This is a genomic window from Floridaenema fluviatile BLCC-F154, assembly GCF_041929135.1.
In the GTDB taxonomy this organism is placed as follows: Bacteria; Cyanobacteriota; Cyanobacteriia; order Cyanobacteriales; family Aerosakkonemataceae; genus Floridanema; species Floridanema fluviatile.
The window spans coordinates 181,379-201,689 of the sequence record NZ_JBHFNS010000092.1 but is presented as its reverse complement, the minus strand read 5'-3'; the positions used below and the strand labels follow the sequence as shown (position 1 = coordinate 201,689).

21 protein-coding genes and 1 pseudogene are annotated in these 20,311 nt (G+C 39.3%); 13 read left to right on the top strand and 9 right to left on the bottom strand.

The window, feature by feature from the left end; genetic code table 11:
• Positions 1-2 precede the first annotated feature (2 nt).
• Positions 3-808: pseudogene (locus tag ACE1B6_RS26570) on the top strand (Rpn family recombination-promoting nuclease/putative transposase).
• A gap of 57 nt (positions 809-865) precedes the next feature.
• Complete coding sequence (locus ACE1B6_RS26565; RefSeq protein WP_413260303.1) at positions 866-1,060, top strand: hypothetical protein; 195 nt, start codon at positions 866-868, stop codon at positions 1,058-1,060.
• A gap of 16 nt (positions 1,061-1,076) precedes the next feature.
• On the opposite strand, the gene ACE1B6_RS26560 is transcribed toward ACE1B6_RS26565, so the two are convergent.
• The gene (locus tag ACE1B6_RS26560) at positions 1,077-1,967 is read right to left on the bottom strand and encodes a mechanosensitive ion channel family protein (protein WP_413260302.1); all 891 of its coding nucleotides are present in this window, start codon (positions 1,965-1,967) and stop codon (positions 1,077-1,079) included.
• 179 nt (positions 1,968-2,146) lie between these two features.
• On the opposite strand from ACE1B6_RS26560, the gene ACE1B6_RS26555 reads away from it, so the two are divergent.
• Positions 2,147-3,580: a carotenoid oxygenase family protein gene (locus ACE1B6_RS26555; protein ID WP_413260301.1), complete on the top strand. Its 1,434-nt coding sequence runs from the start codon at positions 2,147-2,149 to the stop codon at positions 3,578-3,580.
• A gap of 30 nt (positions 3,581-3,610) precedes the next feature.
• On the opposite strand, the gene ACE1B6_RS26550 is transcribed toward ACE1B6_RS26555, so the two are convergent.
• Genes ACE1B6_RS26550 through ACE1B6_RS26535 form a run of 4 tightly spaced genes read right to left on the bottom strand, consistent with a single transcriptional unit; the run spans position 3,611 to position 5,668 of the window.
• Positions 3,611-3,991 (bottom strand): type II toxin-antitoxin system HicB family antitoxin, encoded by a 381-nt coding sequence (locus ACE1B6_RS26550; protein ID WP_413260300.1) that lies wholly within the window; start codon positions 3,989-3,991, stop codon positions 3,611-3,613.
• A complete protein-coding gene (locus ACE1B6_RS26545; protein ID WP_413260299.1) occupies positions 3,969-4,232 on the bottom strand; it encodes a type II toxin-antitoxin system HicA family toxin in 264 nt (87 codons plus the stop codon). The genes ACE1B6_RS26550 and ACE1B6_RS26545 overlap by 23 nt, the downstream gene beginning before the upstream one ends.
• 24 nt (positions 4,233-4,256) lie before the next feature.
• Positions 4,257-5,270, bottom strand: a complete 1,014-nt coding sequence (locus tag ACE1B6_RS26540) for a zinc-dependent alcohol dehydrogenase family protein (protein ID WP_413260298.1) — start codon at positions 5,268-5,270, stop codon at positions 4,257-4,259.
• On the bottom strand, positions 5,267-5,668 hold the full coding sequence (locus tag ACE1B6_RS26535; RefSeq protein WP_413260297.1) for a hypothetical protein: 402 nt from the start codon (positions 5,666-5,668) through the stop codon (positions 5,267-5,269). The genes ACE1B6_RS26540 and ACE1B6_RS26535 overlap by 4 nt, the downstream gene beginning before the upstream one ends.
• Positions 5,669-5,861: 193 nt before the next feature.
• Here ACE1B6_RS26535 and ACE1B6_RS26530 point away from each other — a divergent pair, with 193 nt between their 5' ends.
• The 7 genes from ACE1B6_RS26530 (at position 5,862) to ACE1B6_RS26500 (ending at position 10,982) form a co-directional block, all read left to right on the top strand.
• Positions 5,862-6,194 carry a Tse2 family ADP-ribosyltransferase toxin gene (locus tag ACE1B6_RS26530; protein WP_413260296.1) on the top strand — a complete coding sequence of 111 codons (333 nt, stop codon included), beginning with the start codon at positions 5,862-5,864 and terminating at the stop codon, positions 6,192-6,194.
• Between the two features lie 45 nt (positions 6,195-6,239).
• A complete protein-coding gene (locus tag ACE1B6_RS26525) occupies positions 6,240-6,632 on the top strand; it encodes a hypothetical protein (protein ID WP_413260295.1) in 393 nt (130 codons plus the stop codon).
• A gap of 204 nt (positions 6,633-6,836) precedes the next feature.
• Positions 6,837-7,064 (top strand): DUF5678 domain-containing protein, encoded by a 228-nt coding sequence (locus tag ACE1B6_RS26520; protein WP_413260294.1) that lies wholly within the window; start codon positions 6,837-6,839, stop codon positions 7,062-7,064.
• A 55-nt stretch (positions 7,065-7,119) separates the two neighbouring features.
• Complete coding sequence (locus tag ACE1B6_RS26515; protein ID WP_413260293.1) at positions 7,120-7,764, top strand: Uma2 family endonuclease; 645 nt, start codon at positions 7,120-7,122, stop codon at positions 7,762-7,764.
• An 89-nt stretch (positions 7,765-7,853) separates the two neighbouring features.
• Positions 7,854-9,227, top strand: a complete 1,374-nt coding sequence (gene miaB, locus ACE1B6_RS26510; RefSeq protein ID WP_413260292.1) for a tRNA (N6-isopentenyl adenosine(37)-C2)-methylthiotransferase MiaB — start codon at positions 7,854-7,856, stop codon at positions 9,225-9,227.
• A gap of 183 nt (positions 9,228-9,410) precedes the next feature.
• A complete protein-coding gene (locus ACE1B6_RS26505) occupies positions 9,411-9,851 on the top strand; it encodes a hypothetical protein (RefSeq protein ID WP_413260291.1) in 441 nt (146 codons plus the stop codon).
• 108 nt (positions 9,852-9,959) lie between these two features.
• Complete coding sequence (locus ACE1B6_RS26500) at positions 9,960-10,982, top strand: D-alanine--D-alanine ligase family protein (RefSeq protein ID WP_413260290.1); 1,023 nt, start codon at positions 9,960-9,962, stop codon at positions 10,980-10,982.
• A gap of 9 nt (positions 10,983-10,991) precedes the next feature.
• Here ACE1B6_RS26500 and ACE1B6_RS26495 read toward each other — a convergent pair whose 3' ends face one another.
• The 4 genes from ACE1B6_RS26495 to ACE1B6_RS26480 all read right to left on the bottom strand — a co-directional run bounded on the left by ACE1B6_RS26495 (position 10,992) and on the right by ACE1B6_RS26480 (position 17,676).
• A complete protein-coding gene (locus ACE1B6_RS26495) occupies positions 10,992-12,350 on the bottom strand; it encodes an ATP-grasp domain-containing protein (RefSeq protein WP_413260289.1) in 1,359 nt (452 codons plus the stop codon).
• 100 nt (positions 12,351-12,450) lie between these two features.
• Positions 12,451-13,284, bottom strand: a complete 834-nt coding sequence (locus ACE1B6_RS26490; protein WP_413260288.1) for an O-methyltransferase — start codon at positions 13,282-13,284, stop codon at positions 12,451-12,453.
• Positions 13,281-14,516, bottom strand: coding sequence for a sedoheptulose 7-phosphate cyclase (locus tag ACE1B6_RS26485; RefSeq protein WP_413260287.1), 1,236 nt, complete (start codon positions 14,514-14,516; stop codon positions 13,281-13,283). The genes ACE1B6_RS26490 and ACE1B6_RS26485 overlap by 4 nt, the downstream gene beginning before the upstream one ends.
• A 517-nt stretch (positions 14,517-15,033) precedes the next feature.
• A complete protein-coding gene (locus ACE1B6_RS26480; protein WP_413260286.1) occupies positions 15,034-17,676 on the bottom strand; it encodes a DUF3536 domain-containing protein in 2,643 nt (880 codons plus the stop codon).
• Between the two features lie 439 nt (positions 17,677-18,115).
• Between ACE1B6_RS26480 and cax the strand changes: the two genes are divergently transcribed.
• The 3 genes from cax (at position 18,116) to ACE1B6_RS26465 (ending at position 20,209) form a co-directional block, all read left to right on the top strand.
• Positions 18,116-19,243, top strand: a complete 1,128-nt coding sequence (cax, locus tag ACE1B6_RS26475) for a calcium/proton exchanger (protein ID WP_413260285.1) — start codon at positions 18,116-18,118, stop codon at positions 19,241-19,243.
• A gap of 88 nt (positions 19,244-19,331) precedes the next feature.
• The gene (locus ACE1B6_RS26470) at positions 19,332-19,856 is read left to right on the top strand and encodes a hypothetical protein (RefSeq protein ID WP_413260284.1); all 525 of its coding nucleotides are present in this window, start codon (positions 19,332-19,334) and stop codon (positions 19,854-19,856) included.
• Between the two features lie 89 nt (positions 19,857-19,945).
• Positions 19,946-20,209, top strand: a complete 264-nt coding sequence (locus ACE1B6_RS26465) for a peptidoglycan-binding domain-containing protein (protein ID WP_413260283.1) — start codon at positions 19,946-19,948, stop codon at positions 20,207-20,209.
• Positions 20,210-20,311 lie beyond the last annotated feature (102 nt).

Below are 20,311 nucleotides of genomic sequence, written 5' to 3'. Positions count from 1 at the left end.
CTATGAAAACAGACTCCATATTCTACCGCCTATTCAAAACCTTTCCCCGCATCTTTTTTGAATTAATCGAACAACCAAACATCGATATCAACACCTATCAATTCGTCTCAGTTGAAATCAAAAAACCGCTTTCCGAATAGATGGCGTATTCATCCCCGTTCCCAACACCAACGCAGAAACAGTATATTTCACCGAAGTCCAATTCCAACCAGATACAACATTTTACCGCCGCTTATTCTCCGAAATCTTCCTTTATCTCCGCCAAAACGAAACCGTAAATCTTTGGCGTGCGGTAGTAGTTTATCCCACTCGCAGTATAGAAACAGCAGACACAATACCCTATCAAAGTTTGCTTTCCACTCCCCAAGTACAACGCATCTATTTAGATGAATTAGGAGAAGCAGCAAACAACTCTTTCGGATTGAGAATTGTACAATTAATAATTGAAAGGGAGGAAACAGCCGTTACCAGTGCCAGAGAATTAATCTCTCAAGCGCGAGAACAAATAACAGATGCCACAACCAAGCGAGAAATTCTAGAATTAATAGAAACAATCTTAGTTTACAAATTCACTCAATTAAGCAGGGAGGAAATCCGCCAAATGTTTAACTTTACTGAAACCGAATTTAAACAAACAAGAATCTATCAAAGCATCAAGGAAGAAATTGAGCAAGAGGTTGGACTAGAAAGCAAGTTAGAAACAGTTCCACGTTTCTTGGCGTTGGGTTTAACTGTGGAACAAATTGCCCAAGCACTTGAATTAACTGTGGAACAAGTACAGCAAGCATCGGAGAATCAATCTAACTAATATTACTCACATTTGTTAAATAAGTTTAAGCAATTAAGCAGGGAGGAAATCCGCCAAATGTTTAATTTCACCGAAACCGAATTTAAACAAACAAGAATCTACCAAAGCATCAAGGAGGAATGTGTAGAAGAAGCTAAATTCGCAGCAGTTCCGCGTTTATTAGCATTGGGTTTAACTGTAGAACAAATCGCCCAAGCACTTGAATTAACAGTAGAGCAAGTGCAGCAAGCAACTGAGAATCAAACTAACTAATGTCCTCAGTAATTGTTCACTCGCCAGCTTTTCTCCCATTGGAAATAGAGGCGTTATCGTTGTATTTCTCTTGGTCATAATAGTAAACTGTGCGGATAGGATAGGGAATATTAATATCCGCTTTATCGCACGCTTCTTTTAAAGCAATTATGACTTTAGTTTTAATGCGGCGAACGTGAATTTTTTGGGGTAAAGTCCAATAACGCACGACAAAATCGATCGAACTATCCCCAAAACCAATGCCATCAACTTCTGCTTTTGGTTCCGCTAAAACCCCTTCAACTTCTAACACCGCTTGTAGCAAAACATCGACGGCAAAACGTAAAGGAGTATTATAATCAACGCCGATTTCTAAATCTGTTCGCCGGAAACGTTGGGCGGTTAATACTTGTACTGGGTTAGTAAATAAAACAGCATTTGGTACTACTACTATTTCCCCTTGATAGGTGACAATTTGTGTAGAACGAATCGCAATATCTTCGACTGTACCTTCATAATCTTCGACAATTATTTGATCGCCAATGCGAAAAGGTTCTTGCAATAATAAAATGATTCCGGCTAAGAAGTTCTTGAAGATATCTTGAAAAGCAAAACCAATAGCGACGGAACTTAAACCTAGTAAACCGATTAAATCTCCTAAGCGTAAATCAGGAAAAGCAATTACAGAAGCGACGAGAATACCAAGTACCCAAACTGTAACATAACTGGTTTGGACTAGGAGCGATCGCAACGATAAACTTTTAACTGCACGTACCCCAATTCTTTTTACTACCTGCCTGACTAAATTAGCCAGATAAGAAGTTAGACAAAGAACAATTATCGCCGTTATAAAAGCTGGAAATGCTTCTACCGCATGACCAATTAATGATAACAGACTCTCTTTTACTTGTTGATACAATGCCTTCATGAACATACAAACTGAAATGTCTATTTTTGAGAGAAAATAGTATAAGTCAATATTTTAACCATGAGTTTGGTTCTCAGTCATACCTCTCAGGGTACTTTTTGGCTACAATTTCTAAATAATGGCTTTACAAAAAACCAAATTTAAACTCATAAACCCTCAGTTTCTCCTACCTGCGAAAGATGACAACAATTACTAAACCCTTAACTCGTAAAGCTTGGGCAAATTGTATTACCCCACCAGCACAAGAATTCCCATTAACTCCCTTGCCAATTATCGCCGGGAAAATTCCCGAAGGGTTACGTGGTACACTCTATCGTAATGGCCCTGCTAGATTAGAACGTGGTGGTAAAAAAGTGGGGCATTGGTTTGATGGCGATGGCGCAATTCTTGCTGTAAAATTCAGCGATAATGGCGCTACAGGAATTTATCGCTACGTGCAAACTTCTGGATATTTAGCAGAATCAAAAGCAGGCAAATACCTCTATGGTAATTATGGCATGACTGCGCCTGGGCCTTTTTGGAATCAATGGTTTATGTCAGTAAAAAACTCTGCTAATACTTCAGTTTTAGCTTTACCAGATAAACTTTTGGCACTGTGGGAAGGCGGAAAACCTCATGCTTTAGATTTAGAAACTTTGCAAACTCAAGGATTAGATGATTTATCTGGTTTAGGTGAAAATTTAACTTTTTCTGCCCATCCAAAATGCGATCCTAAAACAGGGGAAATTTTCAATTTTGGCGTGGGTATAGGAAAGAATTCAACTCTCAATATTTATCAGAGTGATTCAACTGGTAAAATCCGGCGAAAGTCTAGTTTTACTGTGGATGGAGTTCCTTTAATTCATGATTTTGTCATGGCAGGTAAATATTTAATATTTTTTGTTCCACCAGTACGAATAAATGTGTTACCAGTACTTTTTGGTTTGCAGAGTTATAGCGATGTAATGGAATGGAAACCGCAGTTAGGAACTCAAGTTTTAGTTTTCGATCGCACAACTCTATCCCTAGTAAGTAAAAGTCAAACTGAACCCTGGTATCAATGGCATTTTAGCAATGGTTATGTAAATAATGACGGAGAAATTGCGATCGATTTCTTTCGTTATCAAGATTTTCAAACTAATCAACGTCTCAAACAATTCCCAACTGGAGAAATTCAAATTCCTGCGAAATCAACTTTGTGGCAAGTACGTCTCGATCCGCAAACTGGCAAGGTAAAATCAAGTGAAGAATTGTTAGATAGAGATGGCGAATTTCCCATAGTACCGCAGGAAAATGTCGGTGAATTTTCTCGTTATACCTTTATGTCTTTGCATGGTAAAGAGTCCGATACTACTAGGGAAATATATGGTGCGATCGCACGTTTCGACCACAAAACAAACAACATCCAAGAAGCAAACTTAGGCGAAAATCGCTATCCTAACGAACCAATTTATGCCCCAGATTCCCTAAATCCTCATCAAGGTTGGGTGTTAACAGTTGTCTATGATGGCAACAACAATCAAAGCGAAGTTTGGGTATTTGATAGTGAAAGATTAGACGATGAACCTGCGTGTAAATTAGGATTACCTAGCGTTGTACCAATAGGATTTCATGGTACTTGGAAAGCAATGTAAGCTTTCAAAAACGGGATTTGCAGTAATTAATTAACTAACCTTACTCAGTAAAAACACAATGTACTGATTCAAGCTGACATTTTCCCGTTCCGCTTCTTCAGCTAAACGACGATGCAAAGATTTCGGCATCCGCAGAAGTAGCTTACCATTGTAGCTTTCTTCACTACTAGGTAAAGGAATATCGTCTCCAGATTCATAAGCCGTTTCGATCCATAATTCCCTTGCTTCATTAATATTAGCGATCGTCTCATCTAAAGTTTCACCTTGAGTTAAACATCCAGGCAAATCTTTAATTTGTGCCACATATCCCCCTTCTGGATCGGGGTAAAGTGTGACTGGATATTGAAGATTTAAATAATACTCTAATGGTTGTTTTTCAATCTGCTTATTATTCTGATTCAGTGTCTTCATCGTTCCATTCTTCCAAGTTTAATAGTTCAACAATTTGCTGTACGTAAACTCCTTTAACTTTCTGTCCGCCTTTTTTAGGGATAGTAATCTTTCTCCCTTGGGAATCTCGAAAACTGTGATGGCTACCCTTAGATCTTTTTTCTTCAAAACCAAAAGCCAACAAAATATATACGACATCCTCAAATCTCACTTCTGGTGGATAATTGAGGAATTGCTCTATTAGTTTTTTTAATTTACCCATAGGGGCAACAGTATTATGTCCATACTAGTCGAACTTAAGACAAATTTTACCAAAATGCGCTCCACTTGCCATATATTCTAAAGCTTCCCTTGCTTCTGTAAAGTGGAAAGTGCGATCGACAATTGGTTTAATTCCATGTAATTCGATCGCCCGATTCATCTCCTCAAACATCTCACGAGAACCAACATAAACCCCTTGAACAGTAACAGCTTTATTCAAAATAGGTAAAGGGTTAACTTCTGCCGTGTTACCCGTGAGAACCCCAATTAAACTAATATATCCACCCACAGAAACAGCACGCAAAGATTTAGGTAAAGTTCCTGCACCTCCAACTTCTACCACATAGTCAACACCAACACTATTTGTTAATTGATAAACCTGTTCATCCCAATTAGGATTTGTTTTATAATTAATGCCATCAGTTGCACCTAATTTCAGCGCCCTTTCCAACTTTTCCTCACTACTAGAAATGATAATTACTCGCGCCCCAGACATTTTCGCAAACTGCAAAGCAAACAGGGAAACACCACCAGTACCTTGCAAAAGTACAGTGTTTCCAGCTTTCAAATTACCCCCAGTTATTAAAGCATTCCAAGCAGTAACAGCAGCACAAGGTAAAGTAGCAGCTTCGACATCGGAAAGATGTTGCGGAACTGGAATTACTCCATTTTCATCTAACACAATATATTCTGCTAATACACCATCTACAGGACTACCTAAAGTTGAGCGAAATACTTCTTTTGAAGGGTTTCCCGCTAACCATTTTTGAAAGAAGATACTAGCAACTCTTTCGCCTACTTTAACTCGCGTTACTCCTTCGCCAACAGCAACTATTTCGCCTACGCCATCGGAAAGGGGAATTAAGGGTAATTTTTGTTTGGGATTATAACGTCCTTGTACTACTAATAAGTCTCGATAATTTAGGGAAGCGGCGCTTAATTTTAGTAAAACTTGTCCTATACTGGGTGTGGGGATTTGGCGATCGCACAACCGCAAACAATCTAAACCAAAGTTATTTTGTATCTCTACTACTTTCATTTTTTCCGCCATTGTTCTAAGGAAATGTATTCCCCTGTAATTGCATCTTGCACGGTAATCTTTTCTTCTGGCATATTAACGCGAAACCAATAAAGTGTGACAATGCGATCGGGATTATCTTCAAAAACTCTCACAGTGTAGTAAGGTTCGGTTTTAGTTGGTGTAGTTTCTAACATTAACTTAACCCTTACTTTGCCGTTTGATAATCTCCTGATTTCTGCCGCTTTCTGCTGTACTTCTGGAAGTCGCCAAACTAAATTCATTACTTTTTCGCTTTCAGGATTAGCAGCTTGGGTAATACTAAAAGGTTGATTAGCTAAAGCTTTGTTTTCTATTTGCCAGGTTATAGGTATTAATAGGAAAAGAGCGAAACTTAGAAATATTGTTATCTGTTTCATTTTAAGTATCTCATTTTTTTGAACCGCGTTCGCGTAGCGGTGCGTAGCACTTAGGCGCGAAGGACACGAAGAGAAGAAAGAGAGGGAAGAGGGCGATCGCCATTTTTTAATTAGGAGATTGTTAAGTCTAGCGGTTTTGATGGAATAATGTACATTAATTATGCCTAGTAACTAAAATGAATTACATTATAAAATGGCGAAAACACCAATTGACCTATACCGACAGGGAAATGCTAGTTCTCCTAGAATGGATAATGTCAGACCTAACAGAGATATTGCTATCTACGAGGAGAGAGAGCAAGTTTGGGTTAATGCTACTTTAGGGGGCGGAATTTCTACTTTTGCAAATTTAAAGACGGGTAAAAATTGGTGGAAACTGCTGCAAGATACTGATATTCCTACTCAGTTAGAGTTAATCAACGACCACAATGATCATTGGTTATGGAAACCTCGCTATAATATGTCTTTAGAAGAGTACAAAGCAGCATTGCGGTTGATTGGTACATCTTTTGAAAAGGTGAGTTAATCCTTCGCTTTCTAAAATAACACTTGAAATGACAAAAAACTAGGTATGCAGTTAAGTTTCAAAGATAAACAGTTTATTAGTGAAGCGCTTGATTATTGGAAGCATAATGCACCATCGAGCAGCGTGAAACGTAGGAGAAGTTATTCCTCAATACCTTTAAAAATGATTATTGAAGCGCTTGATTATCGGATAGAAGCTTACCAAGAAATTCTAAAAAATCAGGAAGATTTAGATGAAGATGAAGCTTCAGATATTGGAAACGATTGCGCTTTTTTAAAAGCTCTAAGGAAAGATTTAGCAAAAGTATGGAAACTTGGAAAACGCAGAATAGGGACTGTATCTTATTCACGAACCAAGAAGGCGGGAAAGATGCGAAGGACTAATGAAAAAGATAGCAATCATTATTTTTTACAATCAGTAGGGAGAGATTTCAGCTAGAGATATAGGAGGGATTAACAGAGAGTAATTTTTGTAAATTCGAGAAAAATTGAAACAACGATTATACTGCTATTTATGATTTTCAGAAGTATATGTGGAAAAGCGATCGCAACATTCCACAGCAATTAAATAATTGCTAAACTTGAACTATACGATCGAGGGATTTGTGCGATCGCTACTATCACTTCATCAACGGTAAAATCCATGAGCAAAACACCCTCTCCCGAAGAAAGCCGTGAAATCGTAAAATGGTTGAATCGAAATCGACAACAATTTAAAAAGTATGCTCATCAATATGTGGCATATAATACTAACGGCATTATTACTCATGGTGAAAATTTGCGCGAAGTTATTGATAAAGCAGACGCTTCTGGAGAGATTTATTTAATTTATTTAGTTCCAGGTTTTACTGGCTCTATTGTAATTTTATAAATTTAATGAAATAAGATTGCTATTATATTTAAAAGTGTTATAATTGCAAATTACTATGAGCAACATACAAACAAAAGTTATTACTGAGGAATGGGTAACAGCAAGTTGGGAGGATTATATCCAAACAATTGAAAACCCAGTTTTTGAGCAATCGAAAGGCTATTATCACAATGGTCAAATGAGGATTGAAATGGCATCTTTAGGACATGACCACGCCAGCGATAATACTATTGCTATTCTTGTAATTAGCTTGTTTGCCACTATCAGAAATATTCCGGTTAAAGGATTGACTAATTGTACTTATAGAAAAACTGGTGTGCGTGAATGTCAGCCAGATATTTCTTACTATATTGGAGAACGGATTCAACTGGTTCCCAGAGGTACTAATATTATTAATTTGGACAACTATCCAGCGCCAGATTTAGCTATTGAATTGGGAAAAAGTACGATCGCAGATGACTTAGGACGCAAACGCATTTTATACGAAGATTTAGCAATTCCTGAATACTGGGTAGTTGATGTCCAACAAGCAGAAGTTACAGCTTTTGCTATTGCTAATCATGGAAGTCGGCGAATTACAGAATCTCAAGTTTTGGCAGGTTTTCCTATTTCTTTATTAGCCGAAGCTTTACAACGCAATCTGCAAGGAGATCAATCTCAAGTTGTTAATTGGTTGTTGACAGAACTACAAAACTCTTAAATTGTCGTGCAAACTCACCAAAACAAATCACAAAAATCTATAATTTATAAGAGTTTGTCATTTATATTTAACTTTTTGCGTAACTAACCATGACCACTACTCCCCGTCGCTATCACATTACCACCTTCGGCTGTCAGATGAATAAAGCCGACTCGGAACGCATGGCTGGTATTCTCGAAGATATGGGTTTTCAGTGGTCGGAAGATCCTAATGATGCTAATCTGATTCTCTACAATACCTGTACAATTCGGGATAATGCCGAACACAAAGTTTATTCTTATCTGGGAAGACAGGCGAAACGCAAACAAGAACAACCGGATTTAACATTAATTGTTGCAGGTTGTGTGGCGCAACAAGAAGGTGAAGCTTTACTGCGGCGCGTGCCTGAATTAGACTTAGTAATGGGGCCGCAACACGCTAACCGTTTAGAAGATTTATTGGAACAGGTTTTTAATGGCAATCAAGTAGTTGCAACGGAAGCTGTTCATATTATGGAAGATATCACTAAACCTCGGCGTGATAGTGCTGTTACTGCTTGGGTGAACGTGATTTATGGTTGCAATGAACGTTGTACTTATTGTGTTGTTCCTAATGTTCGTGGTGTGGAACAATCTCGCACACCGGAAGCGATTCTTCGGGAAATTGAAGAGTTAGCAAGTCAGGGTTATAAAGAGATAACTTTACTCGGTCAAAATATTGATGCTTACGGTAGAGATTTACCGGGAGTAACGCCAGAGGGAAGACACAAAAATACTCTGACGGATTTGCTGTATTTTATTCATGATGTCCCTGGTATTGAACGGATTCGTTTTGCGACTTCTCACCCTCGTTATTTTACTGAAAGATTGATTAAAGCTTGTGCGGAATTGCCGAAAGTTTGCGAACATTTCCACATTCCTTTTCAGTCGGGAGATAACGAAATTCTTAAGGCAATGGCTAGGGGTTATACTCAGGAAAAATACCGCCGAATTATTGAGACAATTCGCAATTATATGCCAGATGCGGCAATTAGTGCAGATGCAATTGTCGGTTTTCCTGGGGAGACGGAAGTGCAGTTTGAAAATACTTTGAAGTTGGTTGAAGAAATTGGTTTTGATTTATTAAATACTGCTGCTTATTCTCCCCGTCCGGGTACACCTGCGGCTGTTTGGGAGAATCAACTTTCGGAAGAGGTGAAAGCGGATAGATTGCAACGTTTAAATCACTTGGTTTCTATTAAAGCAGCTGAGCGATCGCAACGCTACCAAAACCGCATCGAAGAAGTCTTAGTCGAAGACCAAAATTCCAAAGATTCAACTCAAGTCATGGGAAGAACTCGCGGAAATCGTCTCACCTTTTTCCCTGGTAACATCAGCGAATTGAAAGGTCAAATAGTTAAAGTAAAAATTACCGAAGTTCGCGCCTTTAGTTTAACCGGAGAAAGGATTGTTCAATCTTCTCCCGTTGAATGCTTAACCGTTTGATAATTACAGTAGAGACGTTTCATGAAACGTCTCTACAATTTTATCTGCGTGCATCTGCGGTTTTAAATTTCCAAATGTAAAAATTTTAGTATAAAAGCTAAAAATTCCTCCCAGTAAGCATACTATTAGAATGAAAACCCAAGATTCAAATATTAAGCACATTTGGGTAAAGATAAGGTAAAAATGAAAATAAGATTTTTAGCCGCTTTGGTACTACTTAGTAGCATCGCTATCACAATTCCTAGTGCTGTTTTTTCCCAACCGAAAACAGGTGCAAACACTTTTTCCTCTGGTTTTTGGCAACCCCAAGCACAGGTTAACCCTAAAGAACCGATTAAAATTACAGTTTTGAATCAATCTGGTGTTCGGGTTAATTATGCTTTTGGTCGTAATGCGTCGGGGATTTTGCCTCCAAACGGTACAACTAATTTTACGGCTGGAAGCATTAATCAAGTTCAAGATATCGTTAATGTTAATATTTATTCACCGGAAGAGTTGGCATTTGACTACAGTACCGATCCTCGACAAAATCAACTTTTTGTTCGGGTTCGTTTAGCAGATAATCCTGCCAACGAAGACAGGTCAGTTTATATTGATGAAACTGGAAGAGTATACTCTTTCTAAGGTTCGTTGTGACGACTTCAGTCGCTCACTCTTAACAGTGGGATGGTGCGTTACGTTATCACTAACGCACCCTACAATAAGTAATGTTATTGGATAGAAAGATTAATTATGCGATCGCTACGTATTCTTCATTTAGTTGGGTCTGCTGAAAGTGATTTTTACTGTGATGTTTCCCGCCTTTATGCTCAAGATTGTCTCACAGCAACAGCAGATCCTAGCTATGACTTTCTGATGGCATATATTACACCCGATCGCAATTGGCGATTTCCCGATTCTCTCAGTTTAGATGATATTGCGATCGCCAAACAGATGACTTTGTTTGAGGCGATCGAATTTATCTCAGCGCAAAACATTGACGTTGTTTTACCACAAATGTTTTGTCTTCCGGGAATGACTCATTACCGAGGTTTATTCGACTTGCTGAAAATTCCTTATATCGGTAATACTCCTGATGTTATGGCGATCGGAGCACATAAAGCAAGAGCAAAAGCAATTGTCGCCGCAGCAGGGGTAAAAGTACCTCGTGGAGAAGTTCTTCGTAAAGGAGATGTTCCGACAATTTTACCTCCAGCAGTCGTTAAACCTGCAAGTTCGGACAACTCTTTAGGAGTAGTGTTAGTTAAAGATTTTACTGAATATGATGCTGCTTTGCAAAAAGCATTTGAACATGATTCGGAAGTCATAGTTGAAGAATTTATCGAACTTGGTCGAGAAGTTAGATGTGGCATTATTGTTAAAGACGGGGAATTAGTGGGTTTACCTCTTGAAGAATATTTAGTAGATCCCCAGAAAAAACCCATCCGCAACTATGCTGATAAAATCCAAAAAAATGACGATGGTAACTTGTTTTTAACTGCTAAAGATAATATCACTGCTTGGATTGTAGACCCTAAAGATCCTCTCACCGAAAAGGTTCAAGAAGTAGCTAAAAAGTGTCATCAAGCTTTAGGTTGTCGTCATTACAGTTTATTTGATTTTCGCATCGATCCAAAGGGTGAACCTTGGTTTTTAGAAGCGGGTTTGTATTGTTCTTTTGCGACTAAAAGTGTGATTTCTTGTATGGCAAAAGCAGCAGGAATTTCTGTAAAGGAGTTATTAAAATTGGCGATCGATCAAACATTATCACTTTGATTGAATCCTTTAGTCTCCACCGATTTCCACAAGTTTCCCAATGTTGAAATCTATCCTGATCCAACCTTTAAGTTTTTGCAGGTTTTTGAGTAACAATAAGGTAATTTGCCAGTGAGGTACCATCAAAAATGGCAGGGGATCGTTAAATTGAAAGATGGCATCTTTACCACGTAAGATAATGTTTAATCTGGTTTTTAGTTGTTCGATCGACCTTACCCCAGTCAACCGCCAAATTTCATGGTACAACCAATAAGTTGGTTTACTATTTGCTAAAGGTTGCAAGGGATAATCGGGATCTGATTCATCATTTAAATAAGCATCCGCCAATTTTGGATGATTGTAAAACATGGTGATTGCTGAGTGAGTGCGGGGGTTACATTCGATCGCATAAACCGTTCCATCTTCCGCTTCTATAAAATCAAAAGAAATTTGTCCGGTTAATTTGAATTCCCGGAAAAAATGACTCACCCACTCAAAAATTTTCCGATTATCCACGTTTTCATAATTTACTTGAAAAGCGGAAGATTCACAGCAACAATGTACCCTTAATTCGCCATTTCTCACAGTGCTATGTGTGCAATACTCTTTCCCTGGAATGAACTCTTGCATAATCCAAGGGTTGTCTTTACTAATCGGTAAACTGCGTACATGATCCGCCATTTTTTCCCTAGATTCCATTGGGAATTTAGTCATGTCTAAACGATGTACCGAATCGTAAGCAATACTTTTAAGAATGTACTTGCGCTTTTCTTGGGAAAAGTCGAAATTCAGCACTTCTTCGGGGTTTGTAATTAAAAAAGTTTTGGGAACAGATAAATTTAGCGATCGCGCCTTTTCCGCAAAAGCAAACTTATCATCCAGCATTTTTGTCACCTCAGCATCGCAGTGAAAAACTTCACAACAACCTGATAAAATAGGTTTAGCTAAAGAGTCATAATAACTTTGGATCGGACTACAAACCGGAACATAAACATCGATGTTTTCTTGTTTAGCTATTGCCAATAAAGCTTGAGTATAACCTTCGGGATCTTTGGACGGTGCGGGAATGGTATAAAAGCGATCGACTGCATGAGAAAAACGATGACCAACTAACCAATATTTATGAGTTTCAACTAATACCACCCGATGTCCAGATGCGTGAAACGATCGCGCCAGTTGCAGCGCCTTTGTCATCTTTCCACCAGTCAGCATAATATTTTTCGGATTCGGGTTTTTCACTCTCGACTTTTGCCAAGGTTGACTAATCAAATTCCCCAATAATGCTGTTAATACAATCGTTAAATTAAAGGGAAATGCGATCGCTAAAAGCGCCAAAGTCCCTAAATTTTGCAACCCGCCAAAAATTCTCTCTTTCATATCATTACTCATTTTTCTATATTGAAGCAATGAACCGCAGAGGCACAGAGGACGCAGAGAAAAGAGGGAGAAGATATAGGAGGTTCTCCTCCCTACCTTTTATTCCGAGTCTCTAGATTCGCCTAATCACAGTTACACCATCTCGCAAAGGTAACAAAACTTGTTCAACTCTGGGATCTTGGGCAACAATTTGGTTAAATTGGGCGATCGCTTCTCCATTAGGACTGCGTTTTTCCGCAGGTAAATAAGGTTCCCCTTGCAGTAACGTATTATCGACACAAATAAACCCATTTTCTGTTAACAAACCCTTGTCTAGCAGCATCTTGAAATAATCCACATATTCCTTTTTATCGGCATCAATAAACACCAAATCAAAGGACTCTCCCGCTGCTGCTAATTTCTCCAAAGTTTGTAAAGCTGGGGCAACTTCTACAGAAATTTTACTGCCGTGAGGTGATTCTTGAAAGCAATTTTTAGCGAAATTAGCTACATATTCATCCACTTCACAAGCAACAACTCGCCCATTTTCCGGTAATGCTTCCGCCATTGCTAACGCCGAATATCCGGTAAACATTCCAATTTCTAAAATGTTTTTTGCGCCAGTCATGTAGACAAACATTTTTAAAGTTTGCCCTTCAATATGTCCCGAAAGCATTTCCTGTTCTAACTGTCGCACAGTGGCGCGATCGCTAAAGCGTTTACTCCAAGGTTCTTCGCTAGTCTTTTTCGCCAACGCTGCTAAAGCAGGAGATTCTTGGGTTGTCATTTCTTCCAAGTACGGATCGATCCCCGCTGCTAGTTGGTAAACTTCTTGCAGTGCGTTGTTAATTTCAGCGGGAATAGTCGCTGTTTCCGCCATTTTGACAACTTTTTCCAGCTTTTCTACCAAAATGCCTAAAGGTGTGACAGGTCTTACTGGATCGCCTTTAATTACACTATCACTCATCCCCGACTCCCAACTAATTCCGGTTCTTCGCTTTGCACATAAGCATCAACACCTGCACCTGCGCGAGGATAAGTAGCGCAAATTCGCTTGTGATCTGCTACTGCTGCTTCTAATTCTTCGCGAGTCAAATCATTAACAAAAAAGCAAGTACCGATCGGTTTTGGCATAGCGGCGCGTAGTTGTCCATCCCTAGTCAAAGTAATAGATTCAGTTGCACGCCATAACAAATCTATTTCTAACAAAGGATGATCCAATGCTAAACCTAAACGACTCATTAATTGGAGAATGCGATCGCGTTCCTCAATCGTAATATAACCCCGATTTGCTGCAATTGTAGCTGATAAAGCCATATCAATATTAACAGCATGACCGTGATACAAAGGTATGCGAGGCGTTAATTCTAAAGTTGGACTCCAAGTATGTCCGTAAGCAATCACTCGATCTAAATCTAACTCATGCAAGTTAGAAACTTCCAACTCCAGCATTCGTTTAATTGCCAGATGATTAATTTTTTGACCCATCTCTTGCAGTTCGGAATTATCGCCAAGATAGCCGAAATGACTATGCAGCAATTTTTCGCCGTACTTCTCCAATAATTCAAAAACTTCTCCCTGAGAAACCACAGCGATTTTCACCAATTCTGCCATACCGTTGCGAACTTGAGCAGTTGGCAAAGTCTCCAAAAATGAGAAATCCAAAATCACTTTTTGGGAAGCATGATAAGCACCCAAACGGTTTTTTAGTTTCTTATGATTCACTGCGACTTTGATCGCCACACTCGCATCAATTAAGCCAATCAAAGTAGTTGGAATGCGAATATAATTACTGCTGCGCCGATAAACAGCACAAGCTAAACCTGTCACATCAGTAATTAAACCACCGCCAATTACCAAAACAGGTTCTTTACGCAATAAGCCAAATTCGGCAAAAGCATCGATAATTTTCTCCAAAGTCCTGAGATTTTTATCTAGTTCTGGGATGGCGATCGAAAATACAGTTAAATCGATGTTGTGGTATTGAAAATAGGACTGAATTTTCTGTCCATACAATCGATTTACATTGGCATCTACCACTGCTAAACAGCGTCCAAATTTCTGGTAAGTGTCTGCAATCTCAGAGTTTTGCGGATTAAAAACTCCATTTACATAAACGAGACTGTACTCAATCTTTTCGTAACCAGCTACATGAAAAGCAGTCTCGGTTACTTCGAGTTTGGTTTCGACTATACTCATGACGGCTATTTTTCTAAAAAACTTTTTGCGATGCCAATTAACACAGCAGCTTGCTGCTGTTCACTTTCAAACATTTCTTACTTTTACGTTATAACATTAAATTTTGTATTAGTTAATGTGATAATCATCACTGTATCTTTGTCCAAATAGCAGGTAAAATAACAGATTTATCTATATTCCGGTAATATTACTCATTGACGTAAAAAGCTTTTTCGTATTAAAGGATCTTTGTTTTTTGGGGAATGTAGCCTTAAGCAAAGGTCTGATTTTCCTAGTAACTCGATCGCATTTATTTTACTAACTCACCCAAAATCTATCCAAATATACAGGCTAATAAGTAAGCCAAATAGTATATTAAATCACCCTTTAATTGTTTGCTTATCCCGGTTCGTACTGACGACTTCAGTCGTTCCGGTTCGTAGTGACGACTTCAGTCGTTCACTATTAACTGAAAAGGTGCGTTACGTTGTCACGCTTCGCACCTTACAAATGAAGGACTGAAGTCCTCACTACGAACTTATACTAACTGACTCACCCAAAAGTCGATGTCAACTTTGAGTTTTTCAGCTAGGCGAATTAAAGGACGCATTTGGGTTAATTCCCAAGCGGGAGATCGATCGCCCTTCCCCCCATGCAAAACCGCACTTACCGAAACAAACTTAGGCGTAATTTGCTTAGACAAAGCACTAGCAAATATTTCCTGCGCCCGATCTAAAGATAAGCCAAGATTCAAACGGTAGCTAACATCAACCATCCGTTCTAAACGGTGAATTTCCGCTTCCATTGTTGTCGGATTAGCATCATGTAAAAGATGCCAAAGCGATCGCAAAATTAACCGTTCCATCATTTGTTTACCTTCGCGAATTTTCAGCTGACAGCCCATACTATTTGCTTCGATCGCCACTGCTTCCAATTCGCCTATTTCTGCTAATCCCACTAGTGGATCGTCAAAAGTTGAATCGCTAATTACTTGTTCTAGCGATCGCATTGTCGTAATTGCCCGATTACTTAAAGCAACTTCCGCTGCTACTTGTAACTCTTGCGGTACTGGCAATTCATCCCGATGAAATGCCCGCAACACACCAAAATTATCCCGATAAACTTGGGTATAAAGTTGATCTAACCGCACCAAAGTTTCCTGAGTCAATAAACGCATAATCCGATGGCGTTCTTCAGCAAACAAATTCTGTAAACTAAAGCTTTGATCGCCAAACAATTTACCCATTGCCAAAATTACTTGCGCCGCACTTGCTTGTTGCAAAATCTCAAATAATTGCTCTTTGACATTAGTATAGGTGCGACGGGTAGTAAACCGCTTAATACAACAATGGAAATCCCAACCGCCTAAATGCAACACGGCAAAGATTAAATCCGCACTTTCCCAAGTAATTTCCGAGACTAATTTTAATTGCCCAACCGCTAAAGTTAACGGGCCCATGCGTTGTAATTGGTAATCAATTTGATTAGCGGTGTAACAGTAAACGCGATGTTCCGGTTGATAAGTTGTAAATAGGGAAGAAATGGCGTAATGTGCAGCGACTTGCTGAAAGTTGACTTGTGCAGAAACTACCAACTGACGGTAAACTTCTTCGCCGTTGCGGAAGGTATCGACGTTGCTGGGGGCGAGGGCGAGACGATCGAGAAATTCTTTCTCTAACTGGACACCTGCCACTTCTCCCGCTAATTCTAAAGCGCGAGAAGCATAACGGAGAATTTGCACACCTTCGGGGCGAGAGATTTCTTCAAAAAACCAGCCGCAACTGGTGTACATTAACAACGCATGACGCTGCATTTCCAACAAACGCAAAGCATCAATTCTTTCTGCGGATTGAAGTTTCCGCGATTGATGTCTGGTTAAAAAGTGTTCGACATTGGCAGGAGATCGATCGCGCATTACCTTAATATACTCATCCCTAGCTTGCCAAGGATCGAGGAAATACTTCCGCCCTACTTCCTCGTAAACTTCAATTAATCGATCGCGCAACCAATCTAACGCATCGCGCAAAGGTCGCCGCCATTTTTGGTGCCATCCCCCACCACCACCGCAACCGCAATCATCTTGCCAGCGATCGACCCCATGACTGCAACTCCAAGCAGTCACAGGTTTTAATTCTACTTCCCAAGCGGGAGAATTCAAGCTTAAATAATGGGCGAAGTTGGTAACTTGCCAACCTCTGCTAGCAAACTCAGTAGTAAAAGCATAAGCCAAGCATTTTTCTGTACCATGCTTGTGATGTCCAAAGGTTTCGCCATCGGTAGCAACGGAAATTAATTGGGCGGGACGATGATCCCCTTGGATTGCCATGCCAATTCGTCCCGCTAAATTATGGGAACTATTGAGCACATCGTTAAAGCCCATATCTCTGGAGATTGGGCCGTCATAGAAGAAAATATCAATAAATTTGTCAGTTCCGGGCAAAAAACAACGGTAAGGTCTGGTGGGATCGATCTGTGCTCCTCCCACTTCTAACCATTCTGTTTCCGGTTGGTCTTCTGTGGGTAAAGGTCGGCAACGCTGGGCTTGGGAAGGTGCGAGAATTAAGAAGCGAATGCCCTCAGCTATTACCGCTTCTAAAGTAGCATAATCTACCGCGGTTTCTGCTAACCACATTCCTTCGGGATCGCGATTAAACCGGGAACGAAAGTCTTCTTTACCCCAGCGAATTTGGGTGTATTTGTCTCTGGTGTTTGCCAAAGGCATGATGATGTGGTTGTAGACTTGGGCGATCGCATTTCCGTGCCCATTTAGACGATCGCAACTTTTGCGATCGGCCTCTAAAATTCTCTGATAAACTTCTAAATCATACTTTTCTAACCATGACATGAGTGTTGGCCCAATATTAAAACTCATGTACTCATAGTTATTAATGATCCCCACTAGTTCTCCCTTGTCATTTAATACCCTAGAGAAGGCATTGGGACGGTAGCACTCGTGGTGAATTCGTTCATTCCAATCATGAAATGGTGCCGCACTTGGTTGCCTTTCGATCGCATCCAAGTAAGGATTTTCCCTTGGTGGTTGATAGAAATGTCCGTGAACCGTGACAAAAACTCCGGTAATTTGTTGGGGATCGATCCCCAGTTCATTATCAGTTGTTAATGCCGTGATGTTCTCACTTTTCCCAGCGAGGGAAGTTGGTAAATCTGCGAAAGCAGTCATAAGTACTAAGTCCAATTTGAAAGGTTAAACAGCTTGCCAAACCGCCTTGTTACTGGCTTTTGCCCTTCCAGGTCGGTTATTTTTGGGCTATGCCTGGAGATCAAAACTAATAAATAGTTGCCGGAGTCCGTAGCGATTTAGAACTTGTCTACAATAACTATGTTTTACTTTGGAAATAAAAGCATCATACCGAAGTTAGGTATTCCTTTTATCTTTCTTGATTAAAACCTAAAGTTTAGAATTCTTCCACATTAATTCACGAAAATTAACTCCAATTGAAAATTTAAATTAAGAATTAACCAATTTAGTAAATAAAATAAATAATTGTTTACTATTATAACTTTGCTTTATACACTTAGAAAAATTTGTTATGCTGTGCCACTTTTATATTTCTTTAAGCCTGTGCATAATTAGAATGACTCAAAATACGCAAAACTAAATGTTGAGCAAAGATAAAATTTTCCTGGCCCTTTTAATTTTCATTCCGATTTCCATCGCCGCACACTTCCTCCACTGGGGAGAGATAGTAATATTTATTACCTCAGCTTTGGCAATTCTACCCTTAGCGGCTTGGATGGGAACTGCTACAGAAGAAATTGCAGTAGTTGTTGGCCCTTCCTTGGGAGGGTTGTTAAACGCCACCTTTGGTAATGCTACTGAATTAATTATCGGTTTGGTGGCACTGAAGGCGGGACTAATCAATGTGGTGAAAGCCAGCTTAACAGGTTCAATTATTGGTAACTTGCTTTTAGTTATGGGACTTTCCATGCTTTTAGGAGGTCTGCGTTACAAAGAGCAAGAATTTCAGCCAATAGTAGCGCGTGTTAACGCTTCTTCCATGAATTTAGCTGTAATTGCCATGTTGTTACCCACAATGGTAAATTACACCTCTGAGGGAATTTCCCAAAGTACAATGCAAACTCTTTCTAGTGCGGTGGCGATCGTCCTGATCGTAGTTTACGCCTTGACTTTGCTGTTTTCCATGCGTACCCACACCTATCTCTACGACGCAGGTGTAGCAGATATAGACCCAGGAGAGTTAGAAGCGTTAGCCGAATCAAATTTGGTCGGGGAAGAATCAGGTGGTAAAGTCAACTTACCTTTATGGATTGGCATACTGTTAGCTTGCACTTTGATGGTAGCAGTGGAATCAGAACTTTTAGTTGATTCTCTGGAAGTAGCAACCAAAAGTTTAGGATTAACAGCTTTGTTTACTGGTGTAATCATTGTTCCCATTGTTGGTAATGCTGCGGAACACGCAACTGCTGTTACTGTGGCGATGAAAAATAAAATGGATCTTTCCGTTTCCGTGGCAGTTGGTTCCAGTTTACAAATTGCTTTGTTTGTCGCACCAGTATTAGTTTTAGCTGGTTTTGTATTAGGTCAACCAATGGATTTAGATTTTAATCCGTTTGAGTTAGTAGCTGTAGCAGTAGCAGTGTTAATTACTAATTCGATTAGTTCCGATGGGCGATCGAACTGGTTAGAAGGAACGTTATTATTAGCAGCTTACGTCGTTTTAGGGTTAGCTTTCTACTTCCATCCTGTAATCGAAGGCATCGGTTAAAAATTCGTAGTAGCGACTTCAATCATGAATAAAATAATTCTAGTCGTTACTACAAACTAACTTTTGAAACTTGAAAAAGGTAACTACCATGAAACTTAATTCTTTACTATTACTAACCGCTTTACTCACTACAAGTTCTGCGATCGCCATATCAACTCAACCTAGTATTTCTATTTCGAGGCTGGTAAAAGCAAGTAGTTATCAACCTTTTCCTACAAATATCTGTGAAACTTTACGTGATGATGCAGCGAAAGCTCTTAATACAACTTTTTCCTTAAAAAAGACCTCTTTTGCAGATCCCATATCAGGTGATAAAGGTATGGGTTGTACGATGATAGCAACAGGAACGGGAGCTAAATTTGCCAGTCCAACCGATGTTGTTGATAAACTTAAATCCACTTTTATTGGTTGGAATGAAGACTCTCGCTACCAAGCAGATGGGCCAACAGGTAAGGGTATAGGATTGACCCGAGACAGTGGATTATTGTTAGTAAATGTAGAATGGGAACCTGCACCTTCTGCTAAATGTCCTGCCGATCGTCCGATTTCAGATTGTAATTTGAAACCCCAAGAACAATTATATACTATCACTGTACAAGGAGCTATGAAATAAGTTTACCCTAATAGGGTACTGTCAAAGTTAAGCAAGTAAGTTTACTTTAGAAATGTAGAAACAAACATTTAATTTCTGGAGTAAACAAAATGCAATCCACTAATGAAACTACAACAATCAATATGTCCATGCCTATTTTAAAAGTTGGTACTTCTGGTGAAGCAGTGCGCTTTTTACAGCAAGTCTTGATTGCTCTTGGATATTCAATTCCCTTTGATGCAGTTTTCGGAAATAAGACTAAAAAAGCTGTCGAAAAGTTCCAAAAAGCTCATAGCTTGGAAGTTGATTGTGTCGTTGGGCAGAAAACTTGGCGTGCTTTAGGCGACGCTATTTTAAAACTCGCCGCCAGTTAATTCACGCTGTTGATTTACTTTCAATTTATTGAATCCTTAATTAGATAATAGCTAAAAATAGTGATCGCTTTTCAACTGTTAGCGATCGCTATTTTTTTATAT

Bases quoted from the DNA above. Each gene is read 5' to 3' on its own strand.
- ACE1B6_RS26520 (WP_413260294.1), top strand. From the start codon at position 6,837: ATGAGCAAAACACCCTCTCCCGAAGAAAGCCGTGAAATCGTAAAATGG.
- ACE1B6_RS26495 (WP_413260289.1), bottom strand. From the start codon at position 12,350: ATGAGTAATGATATGAAAGAGAGAATTTTTGGCGGGTTGCAAAATTTA.
- ACE1B6_RS26550 (WP_413260300.1), bottom strand. From the start codon at position 3,991: ATGAAGACACTGAATCAGAATAATAAGCAGATTGAAAAACAACCATTA.
- miaB (WP_413260292.1), top strand. From the start codon at position 7,854: ATGACCACTACTCCCCGTCGCTATCACATTACCACCTTCGGCTGTCAG.
- ACE1B6_RS26485 (WP_413260287.1), bottom strand. From the start codon at position 14,516: ATGAGTATAGTCGAAACCAAACTCGAAGTAACCGAGACTGCTTTTCAT.
- ACE1B6_RS26560 (WP_413260302.1), bottom strand. From the start codon at position 1,967: ATGAAGGCATTGTATCAACAAGTAAAAGAGAGTCTGTTATCATTAATT.
- ACE1B6_RS26515 (WP_413260293.1), top strand. From the start codon at position 7,120: ATGAGCAACATACAAACAAAAGTTATTACTGAGGAATGGGTAACAGCA.
- ACE1B6_RS26530 (WP_413260296.1), top strand. From the start codon at position 5,862: ATGGCGAAAACACCAATTGACCTATACCGACAGGGAAATGCTAGTTCT.
- ACE1B6_RS26480 (WP_413260286.1), bottom strand. From the start codon at position 17,676: ATGACTGCTTTCGCAGATTTACCAACTTCCCTCGCTGGGAAAAGTGAG.
- ACE1B6_RS26565 (WP_413260303.1), top strand. From the start codon at position 866: ATGTTTAATTTCACCGAAACCGAATTTAAACAAACAAGAATCTACCAA.
- ACE1B6_RS26505 (WP_413260291.1), top strand. From the start codon at position 9,411: ATGAAAATAAGATTTTTAGCCGCTTTGGTACTACTTAGTAGCATCGCT.
- ACE1B6_RS26535 (WP_413260297.1), bottom strand. From the start codon at position 5,668: ATGAAACAGATAACAATATTTCTAAGTTTCGCTCTTTTCCTATTAATA.
- ACE1B6_RS26545 (WP_413260299.1), bottom strand. From the start codon at position 4,232: ATGGGTAAATTAAAAAAACTAATAGAGCAATTCCTCAATTATCCACCA.
- ACE1B6_RS26490 (WP_413260288.1), bottom strand. From the start codon at position 13,284: ATGAGTGATAGTGTAATTAAAGGCGATCCAGTAAGACCTGTCACACCT.
- ACE1B6_RS26540 (WP_413260298.1), bottom strand. From the start codon at position 5,270: ATGAAAGTAGTAGAGATACAAAATAACTTTGGTTTAGATTGTTTGCGG.
- ACE1B6_RS26525 (WP_413260295.1), top strand. From the start codon at position 6,240: ATGCAGTTAAGTTTCAAAGATAAACAGTTTATTAGTGAAGCGCTTGAT.
- ACE1B6_RS26465 (WP_413260283.1), top strand. From the start codon at position 19,946: ATGCAATCCACTAATGAAACTACAACAATCAATATGTCCATGCCTATT.
- ACE1B6_RS26470 (WP_413260284.1), top strand. From the start codon at position 19,332: ATGAAACTTAATTCTTTACTATTACTAACCGCTTTACTCACTACAAGT.
- ACE1B6_RS26500 (WP_413260290.1), top strand. From the start codon at position 9,960: ATGCGATCGCTACGTATTCTTCATTTAGTTGGGTCTGCTGAAAGTGAT.
- cax (WP_413260285.1), top strand. From the start codon at position 18,116: ATGTTGAGCAAAGATAAAATTTTCCTGGCCCTTTTAATTTTCATTCCG.
- ACE1B6_RS26555 (WP_413260301.1), top strand. From the start codon at position 2,147: ATGACAACAATTACTAAACCCTTAACTCGTAAAGCTTGGGCAAATTGT.